This is a genomic window from Delftia sp. ASV31, from assembly GCF_016428765.1.
GTDB classification, from domain to species: domain Bacteria; phylum Pseudomonadota; class Gammaproteobacteria; order Burkholderiales; family Burkholderiaceae_C; genus Comamonas; species Comamonas acidovorans.
In genome coordinates this window covers 1-2,912 of record NZ_JAELTK010000172.1, presented here as the reverse complement: position 1 = coordinate 2,912, position 2,912 = coordinate 1, and the positions used below count along the sequence as shown (strand labels likewise).

Annotated in this window: 3 protein-coding genes; all 3 read right to left on the bottom strand. The window is 70.5% G+C overall.

The features are described from left to right. The coding region (locus JHD82_RS28730; RefSeq protein WP_374191676.1) for a tripartite tricarboxylate transporter substrate-binding protein at nt 1–717 on the bottom strand (717 nt) is incomplete at its 3' end. A gap of 38 nt (nt 718–755) precedes the next feature. Continuing rightward, nucleotides 756–2,336, bottom strand: coding sequence for a class I adenylate-forming enzyme family protein (locus tag JHD82_RS28725; RefSeq protein WP_199140281.1), 1,581 nt, complete (start codon nt 2,334–2,336; stop codon nt 756–758). 29 nt (nt 2,337–2,365) lie between these two features. Continuing rightward, on the bottom strand, nt 2,366–2,912 hold a 547-nt coding region (locus JHD82_RS28720), incomplete at its 5' end, for a tripartite tricarboxylate transporter substrate binding protein (RefSeq protein WP_269848175.1).

Genomic DNA, 2,912 nt, shown 5'->3' with positions numbered 1-2,912 from the left:
CGCCGAGCGCTGCGGGCTGGTGACGGCCAGCGCATGCATGCGCCCGCTGCGGATGTGGGGCATGGAGGTTGAGATGCTGTCGAAGGTCAGGTCGATGTCGCCGGCCAGCATGGCGTTGACCACGCCCGCGCTGCCCTTGTAGGGCACATGGGTCATGCGCACGCCTGCCATGGAGCCGAAGTACTCGGCCGCAAGATGCCCCGTGTTGCCGTTGCCTGCCGAGCCGAAGGTGAGCTTGCCGGGGTTGGCCTTGGCGGCCTGGATGAGTTCCTGGATGTTCCTGGCCGGCAGCTTGCTGCTGGCCGCAACCACCATGGGCAGGTTGGCCACCAAAGACACGGGCGCGAAGTCGCGGCGGGTGTCGTAGGGCAGCTTGGGATAGAGGCTGTCGTTGATGGCATGGGCGGCCAGCACCATGAGCACGGTGTAGCCATCGGGCTTGGCGCGCGCCACGTATTGCGAGGCCAGCGTGCCGCCTGCGCCGGGCTTGTATTCGAGCACCACGGGCTGGCCCAGCTGCTGCTGCAGTTGCACGGCCAGCGGGCGGCCCAGCAGGTCGGCACTGCCGCCGGGCGGGTAGGGAATGACCAGCTGTATGGGCTTGGCAGGCCAGGCCTCGGCAGCATGGGCGAGATGGGTGGCCGGGGCCAGCAGGGCGCAGGTCGCCAGGGCCAGGCAGGACAGCAGGCGGCGGCGCGGGAGTGGGTGCATGGGCATGGACATGGGCATGGGCATGGGCATGGGGGGACTCCGTTTCATGAAGAGGACAGGGCGCCGGCCTGGTACTGCTCGCGCAGCGCGCGCTTGAGCACTTTGCCGATCTCGCTGCGCGGCAGGCTGGCGGCCAGTCGCAGCTCGGCCACGCGCTGGGTCTTGCCCACGCGGGCGTTGAGCCATTCGCGCAGTTCGGCGGCCGAGGGCGTGGCATCGGGGCGTGCCACGGCGTAGGCCACGGGGGTCTCGCCCCATGCATCGGAGGGCACGCCGATCACCGCGCATTCGGCCACCTGCGGGTGCTGCAGCAGCACGGACTCGATGTCGCTCGGGTAGACGTTGAAGCCGCCCGTGATGATCATGTCCTTCTTGCGGTCACCCAGCACGATGAAGCCGTCCTCGTCCAGGCGGCCCACGTCGCCGCTGCGGATGAAGCGCAGGCCCTGGGCATCGAACCATTCGGCCTCCTGCGTCTTGTCGGGCAGGCGGTGGTAGCCGCTCATCATCCCGGCCGAGCGGCCCACGATCTCGCCCTGCTCGCCGTGCGGCAGTTCGCGGCCCTGCTCATCGATGAAGCGGATGTCGGCGCCCGGTCCCGGTCTCCCCACGGTGTGCAGCTTGTCGGGGAAGTCATGGCAGTGCAGCTCGCAGCGCACGCCGCCTTCGGTCATGCCGTAGTACTCGATGAGCCGTCCAGGCCAGCGGCGCAGCACCTCGGCCTTGAGCGCGGGATGGAAGGGTGCGCTGGTGCAGAACTTGTGCCGCAGGCGGCTCAGGTCGGCGCCGTCGAACCCCGGGCACTGCATCAGCCGCTGGTACTGCACGGGCACGAGCATGGTGTGGGTGGCATGGTGGCGCTCGGCCAGTTCCAGGTAGTGCGCCGCGTCGAACTTGCGCATCAGCACCAGGGTGCCGCCCAGCCCCAGGGTGGGCAGGGCCGCGACCAAGGTGGTGTTGGAGTACAGCGGCGTGGCGCACAGCGAGACGGCATCGGGCCCGTAGCCGTTGTGGATGGCGCGCTGCACATGGGCCCAGCGCATGGCCCAGGACTGGACGATGCCCTTGGGCACGCCCGTGGTGCCCGAGGAGTAGATGACGTTGAAGGGCCAGTCGGGCTGGGGGTGGATGGGCATGGGTGCCGTGCCATGGTCCGTTTCGTCCGCAGCCAGCCATTGCGACCACGGCATGCCGGCTTCGACAGCGCCGTCCAGGGCCACGCATTGCAGATCCTGTCCGGCCTGCAGCGGCCATTGCGCGGCGGTGTCCGCGTCGCGCAGCACCAGCCGGGCGCCGCAGTTGTCCAGCATGGCGCTCAGGTGGCCTGCCGTGGCCGACGGGGCCAGCGGCGCCACGGCCACGCCCGCGCGCAGCGCGCCCAGGAAGGCCAGCACGTACTCGGGCGAGCTGCCCGCGCAGATGGCCACCACGTCGCCGGGGCCCAGGCCCTGGCGTTGCAGGCGCAGGGCCACGCGGTCCATGCCCAGGCGCAGCGCGGCGTAGTCGAGGCTGCGGCCATCCATGGCCAGGGCGGTGTGGCGGGGGCGCTGGCTGGCCTGCAGCGCGACGAGTTCGGGCAGCGAGCCAAAGGGCTGGCGCAGCAGGGCGGCGATGTCTTCTTGCATGGGAGGGGCTGGAGGGACGGGAGGGACCACTATTCCAGCGACAGGCCTGCGGCCTTGACGATCTGGGCCCAGCTCTTGCGTTCCTGGGCGATGAAGGCGTCGTACTCGGCCGGTGTCTCGCCACCGGGCACGCCGCCCAGGTCGGCAAAGCGCTGGCGCACCTCGGCCGTCTGCATGGCGCGCCGGGCCGACTGCTGGATGCGCTCGACCACGGCATCGGGCGTGCCGGCAGGGGCCAGCAGGCCGAACCAGGCCGTGACCTGCATGGGCACGCCGGCCTCGGTCATGGTGGGCACCTCGGGCAACTGGGCCGAGCGCGTGGCGCTGGTGATGGCCAGCGCGCGGAACTTGCCGCTCCTGATGTGCGGCATGGAGCTGGGCAGGTTGTCGATCATGTAGTCCACCTGCTGGCCCAGCAGCGCCGTGACCGCAGGCGCGGCCCCGGTAAAGGGCACGAGCGTGACCTCGATGCCGGCCTTCTGGCGGAACATCTCCGAGGACATGTGCGGCGACTGGCCCACGCCCGACGTGGACACGTTCAGGCGCCGGGTCCTGGCCAGCTCCACCAGCTCGCGC

What these genes read in the sequence shown, in the direction of transcription:
- JHD82_RS28725 (WP_199140281.1), bottom strand. Translation starts at nt 2,336, where the DNA reads ATGCAAGAAGACATCGCCGCCCTGCTGCGCCAGCCCTTTGGCTCGCTG.